Source organism: Mesorhizobium intechi, assembly GCF_002879535.1.
GTDB lineage: Bacteria > Pseudomonadota > Alphaproteobacteria > Rhizobiales > Rhizobiaceae > Mesorhizobium > Mesorhizobium intechi.
The window spans coordinates 1-4,705 of record NZ_PNOT02000265.1 but is presented as its reverse complement, the minus strand read 5'-3'; the positions used below and the strand labels follow the sequence as shown (position 1 = coordinate 4,705).

Here is a 4,705-nt window from a genome sequence, read left to right as displayed (position 1 = left end):
GTATGTCTTTTATTGCCGACGACGTCGCTACAGTCGCATCAGCCGGCAATTCCATCGCCATTATGCCCGTGGTTGGGCGGCACGGTGCCGAAGCAGCGGTTCTCACGCCGCCTTTCGAACGGGCCAACAGCCGCCTGCGCAGTCGAAAAGCTATTCGGAACGGGCAATGACAATAACGATAGATAGAAACGCCAGCTGGCGCGACATCGCGCGGGTGAGTGAAGGCGAAAACCTGGCGCTTAGCCAGGCAGCGTGGGAGAGGATTGCCTTCGCGAACCAGATCGTGGCGGCCATCGTCGAAAAAGGCATCCGCGCCTATGGCGTCAATACCGGGGTCGGCGCCTTGGCAAGCAAGATCGTGGCGCCTGCCCTGCAAAAAAAACTGTCGCGCAATATCATTCGCAGTCACGCCTGCGGCGTAGGCGACCTCGTGCCGAGACACGGCGTGCGCGCCATCATTGCCGCTCAAGTGGCAAATTTCGCGCACGGCCATTCGGGCGTGAGCCCGGCGATCGTCCGCAATCTGCTCACCTTTATCGAGCGCGACTGCGTTCCCGATGTGCCGTCCCGAGGATCGGCCGGGTATTTGACGCACAACGCACATGTCGCACTGGTCCTGATCGGCGAAGGCAGTGCAACCGTGGCAGGCCGCTCCATGAGCGGGCTCGAGGCGCTGGCTGAAATGGGTCTGGAGCCATTGGAACTTGGCGCCAAGGAAGGCTTGAGCCTGGTCAATGGCACCGCATGCGCAACCGGCCTGACAAGCATCGCCGTGCTGCGCGCCGAGCGTTTGCTTGGATGGGCTGACGCGGCGGCGGCTTTGACGCTTGAAGCCGCGGGCGCGCAAATGCCGGCCTTTGGCGAACAAATCCTGGCGATGAGGCCCTCACCCGGCATTCAAAGCGTGGGTAAATCGCTACGCGGCTGGCTTCATGGCAGCGAACTTGTCGCGCTGGCACACGGCAGTCGCACGCAAGACGCCCTCAGTCTTCGCGCCGTGCCGCATGTTCATGGCGCCGCCCGTGAGGTGCTGGACCGGTCCGTCGAGCTTGTCGACCGCGAATTGGCTGCCGTCACCGACAATCCGGCGGTATTCGGGTCTTTGAACGATCCTCAGGTCGTTTCAGAGGCGCATGCGGTAGCGCCCGCCCTCGGGCAGGCTGCCGACGGCCTGACCATCGCTATGGCTCAGGTGGCTGGAATGAGCGAGCGTCGGATCGATCGTCTCGTCAATCCGCTTGTCAACAATTTGCCGGCCTTCCTTGCCGACGAGGACGGAGCCAATTCCGGCTTCATGATCGCCCAATACACGGCCACGTCGCTCAGCAACGTCAATCGGCGTTTGGCCGCCCCGGCGGCGACCGACGGCGGCGTCACATCCGGCCTGCAAGAGGATTTTCTTGCTCATCCAACCGTCGCAGCCAACAAGCTGCTGGCGGTTATCGACAACGCCGAATACATTCTGGCGATCGAGCTCATGGCAGCCGCGCAGGCCCATGATTTTCTGGCTGGGCGCGGTGCACGTGCGCCTGGTACCGACCTCATCTATCGAATGGTCCGGGACAATATCGCACACTATTGCGACGATCGGCCTCTGTCCCGGGACATGGAAGCCTTGCGCAACTTCATCCGCGAAATGGACGTGCCAGCCTGTCCGCGCCACAGTTCGTAACGCAAATGCTCCGTCCCCTTCGAGAGGCTAGGTCTTCATCGAGTTCGGCTTCAAAGGCTATGCCGGCCGGCGCTCATCGAACGGCATTTTAAAGGACCTCGGTGTCCTCGCCTCTTCCGGGGCAACCCCATCGAGACCGGACGACCGCATTCATTTTAGCAACGGCGAAACAAAGGATCAATTTGCGCGTTGAGGGTGGTCGAAACGCGGGAGACTTTGAAAATGGATCCGGCAACGGCGGCAGTGATGGTTTTGCTCCGGTGCAGCCCGGTGGAGGGTTCTGTCTGCAAACCCGTCGATATGGCGCCAACCATGTATGCGTCGCTCGACTTATGCATGGCTTCGCTGAAGGCTAGGCTGGCAAGCGCTCCGAACGGCGAAACCGTCGGCCGGTGTCGCCCCGTCGATGCCACCGTCACAGATACCTTGCCGGTCGGCTATACAAGGGTTTTTGTGACTCGTGGCCTGGGCGGCGACGCCATCACCAGCACCTACCTCGTCCAGCAAGAGCGTTAGCGCCTCGTTCCCGCTGTCTCGCCTATTTGCTAGATGCGCGTAGCGCCACTCTCTTGCCCGCCAGAATGTGGCATCGGCACTCGCTGATCGGCGCTTCGCTCATGGTCCGGTCCAGAGCCTACCTCAATGATTCCGACCAGCGCGCGAACAAACTCGACCATATCGTTTGCCGTGACGGCTGCCCTGTCGGGATCTTGCCCAATGTGCTCGGCGGCCGCGCAACACGACAGGCGGATGTGATCGTAGTGGGAATCCCTTTCATCCTCCGGCAACATCGAAAGCTTGATGGCCCGGCGATAGATCAGCCGCAGCAATTGTTCGAGAGCGGCTCCGACACTCATGCGTTTTACTCCGCATTGGTCCAGCGTTCCGGCGCTCAAGGGCGCATGTCGGAACGCGGATGGGAGGTTTTTTCCATCCCGTGCCAAAGGCTGCACTATAGCCCTTAATATATCGTATATTGCTAATATACGATGCCCGAAGCGTCCTTTGGCCCTCATGCCATCGTAATGGACCAGTTCGACGCCACGCCACATGAGGCGGACCTAGCCAGAACGGCGCGGACCGACTGACGCCGTACGGGCTGGTTCGTCGAGAGCGTTTGCTTCGGCCAACTTGGCCAGCATTCGCTCTACTTTCTCGGCCGCGGCATCGGTGCGCTTTATGTCCTGGATCATTCGCTGCGTCAGAAGCGCAGACCTGGCGGCGCGATAGACCTCGCCGCTTCTTGCGGTTTCGTGGTGAAATGTCGCGATCATCATTGGGAACCACCAAAAACTATTGGCGGATCAATCCTGGTCAGACGCTCCCTGGCCTCGATCAGTCGCCGCTGCGCGGTCCTGATCCGGCTGCAAAGCGCGATATTGATTCCGACCCCGCAGTCCTCGTCCAGCATTTCTTCCGCGCGTTCCAGAGCGAGTTCCATTCGGTTGACGCGCTGTCTGGCCTTGGTCAGTTCGATATCGAAAAGCTCAACCATTGTTCCGCTTCCGTTGCGGTCCCTTCGAGAGGTAAACCGCCGCTGACCGCTTTGGTTCCTTGATGCGAGAAGGGAGCCAACTCATCCCGGAATGTCGGTCAAGCCTTCACCGGGTTCAGCTTCAGATGCTGGATCAAGATGATGGTCTTGGCATCGACGATGCGGCCGTCGGCGATGCCAGCCAGCGCTTCGTCGAGCGGCATTTCCAGGACCTCGATGTCCTCGCCCTCCTCCGGCGCGCCGCCGCCGGCGGAGATGCGGTCGGCGGGCGAATAGCGGGCAAGGAAGAACCACAGCCGCTCGGTCACGCTGCCCGGACTCATATACGGCGAAAACAACCGCTCTACATCCTTCAGCCGGTAGCCCAGTTCTTCCTCCGCCTCCTTGCGGATGGCGGTCTCGGGGTCGTTTTCGTCGAGCAACCCAGCACAGGCCTCGATCAGCGGTTCGCGATGGCCGGTGACATAGGCGGGATAGCGGAACTGGCGCACCAGAAGCACGGTCGAACGCTGTGGGTCGTAAGGCAGGATCACCGCTCCGTCGCCGCGATCATAGGTCTGGCGTACCTGCGTCTCCCACTGCCCGTCGCGCCGGCGGTAGTCGAGCACGGTCTTTTTCAGTACCGCCCAGTCGTCGGAAAGAATCTCTTCCGAACGGATACGAATACGATCTTCCATTGGATACCTCGGTATTTGCCGCCGGGCGCAGGCGTAGCCGCGAACCGGCGCCGGCGCAATTGGTGCAGCGTTTCACCCTCTCGTGTGTGGTATGCAAGATGTCCGTCGCCTAGATAGCGTCTTCCCTCTCCCCGGAGCCCTCTTCATGACTGCATCGCTTTTTCAGCCGATCACCCTCGATGGCCTCACCTTTCCCAACCGCATCGCGGTGGCGCCGATGTGCCAGTATTCCGCCGAGGACGGGTCGGCCAGCGACTGGCATCTTTACCACTGGATGAACCTGGCCATGTCCGGCGCCGGCATGGTCACGGTGGAGATGACCGATGTCGAGCGGCGCGGGCGCATCACCCATGGTTGCCTCGGACTTTACTCCGACGACAACGAAGCCGCCGCGCGCCTCACTCTGGACGCGGCACGACGCGTCGCCCCGCCAGGCACGAAATTCGGCACGCAGCTTGCGCATGCCGGCCGCAAGGCTTCGAACCGCAAGCCGTGGGAGGGCGGCGGGCCGCTGCAGCCGAACGAAGACCCCTGGCAGACCGTCTCGGCCTCGGCCATCGCCTACGACACCGGCTGGAACGTGCCGCGCGCGCTCGCTGAGGAAGAGATCCTGCAGCTCATCGAGCGGTTCGCCCAAGCCGCCAGGCGGGCCGAACGCGCCGGCTTCGACTTCATCGAACTGCATGCGGCACATGGCTACCTGATCTTCCAGTTCCTGTCGCCGCTGTCCAACCAGCGCACCGACCGCTGGGGCGGCTCGCTGGAAAACCGGATGCGTCTTGTCGTCGAAATCGCCAGGGCGGTGAGACAAGCGGTGCCGAAGATGATGCTCGGCGCGCGGCTGTCGGTGAAGGACTGGGT

The 4,705-nt window shown here is 61.8% G+C and carries 7 protein-coding genes; 3 read left to right on the top strand and 4 right to left on the bottom strand.

Annotated elements, in window-relative coordinates; all coding sequences use genetic code 11:
* Positions 1-166 precede the first annotated feature (166 nt).
* Together C1D09_RS23505 and C1D09_RS23500 are read left to right on the top strand one after the other, a co-directional pair.
* Positions 167-1,672, top strand: a complete 1,506-nt coding sequence (locus C1D09_RS23505; RefSeq protein WP_143976531.1) for an HAL/PAL/TAL family ammonia-lyase — start codon at positions 167-169, stop codon at positions 1,670-1,672.
* A 222-nt stretch (positions 1,673-1,894) separates the two neighbouring features.
* Positions 1,895-2,188: a hypothetical protein gene (locus C1D09_RS23500; RefSeq protein ID WP_143976530.1), complete on the top strand. Its 294-nt coding sequence runs from the start codon at positions 1,895-1,897 to the stop codon at positions 2,186-2,188.
* Between the two features lie 29 nt (positions 2,189-2,217).
* Here C1D09_RS23500 and C1D09_RS23495 read toward each other — a convergent pair whose 3' ends face one another.
* From C1D09_RS23495 to C1D09_RS23480, 4 genes are all read right to left on the bottom strand, one after another.
* Positions 2,218-2,529 carry a hypothetical protein gene (locus C1D09_RS23495; protein WP_143976529.1) on the bottom strand — a complete coding sequence of 104 codons (312 nt, stop codon included), beginning with the start codon at positions 2,527-2,529 and terminating at the stop codon, positions 2,218-2,220.
* Between the two features lie 204 nt (positions 2,530-2,733).
* A complete protein-coding gene (locus C1D09_RS23490; protein WP_143976528.1) occupies positions 2,734-2,949 on the bottom strand; it encodes a hypothetical protein in 216 nt (71 codons plus the stop codon).
* Positions 2,946-3,167: a hypothetical protein gene (locus C1D09_RS23485; RefSeq protein ID WP_143976527.1), complete on the bottom strand. Its 222-nt coding sequence runs from the start codon at positions 3,165-3,167 to the stop codon at positions 2,946-2,948. The genes C1D09_RS23490 and C1D09_RS23485 overlap by 4 nt, the downstream gene beginning before the upstream one ends.
* A gap of 98 nt (positions 3,168-3,265) precedes the next feature.
* Entirely contained in the window at positions 3,266-3,844 is a 579-nt protein-coding gene (locus tag C1D09_RS23480; protein WP_143976526.1) for an NUDIX domain-containing protein, read from the bottom strand.
* A 145-nt stretch (positions 3,845-3,989) separates the two neighbouring features.
* Between C1D09_RS23480 and C1D09_RS23475 the strand changes: the two genes are divergently transcribed.
* A partial coding sequence (locus tag C1D09_RS23475) for an oxidoreductase (protein WP_143976525.1) occupies positions 3,990-4,705 on the top strand: 716 nt, incomplete at its 3' end.

Excerpts from the sequence above, each read along its gene's own strand:
- C1D09_RS23505 (WP_143976531.1), top strand. The coding sequence starts at position 167 with ATGACAATAACGATAGATAGAAACGCCAGCTGGCGCGACATCGCGCGG.
- C1D09_RS23500 (WP_143976530.1), top strand. The coding sequence starts at position 1,895 with ATGGATCCGGCAACGGCGGCAGTGATGGTTTTGCTCCGGTGCAGCCCG.
- C1D09_RS23495 (WP_143976529.1), bottom strand. The coding sequence starts at position 2,529 with ATGAGTGTCGGAGCCGCTCTCGAACAATTGCTGCGGCTGATCTATCGC.
- C1D09_RS23490 (WP_143976528.1), bottom strand. The coding sequence starts at position 2,949 with ATGATGATCGCGACATTTCACCACGAAACCGCAAGAAGCGGCGAGGTC.
- C1D09_RS23485 (WP_143976527.1), bottom strand. The coding sequence starts at position 3,167 with ATGGTTGAGCTTTTCGATATCGAACTGACCAAGGCCAGACAGCGCGTC.
- C1D09_RS23480 (WP_143976526.1), bottom strand. The coding sequence starts at position 3,844 with ATGGAAGATCGTATTCGTATCCGTTCGGAAGAGATTCTTTCCGACGAC.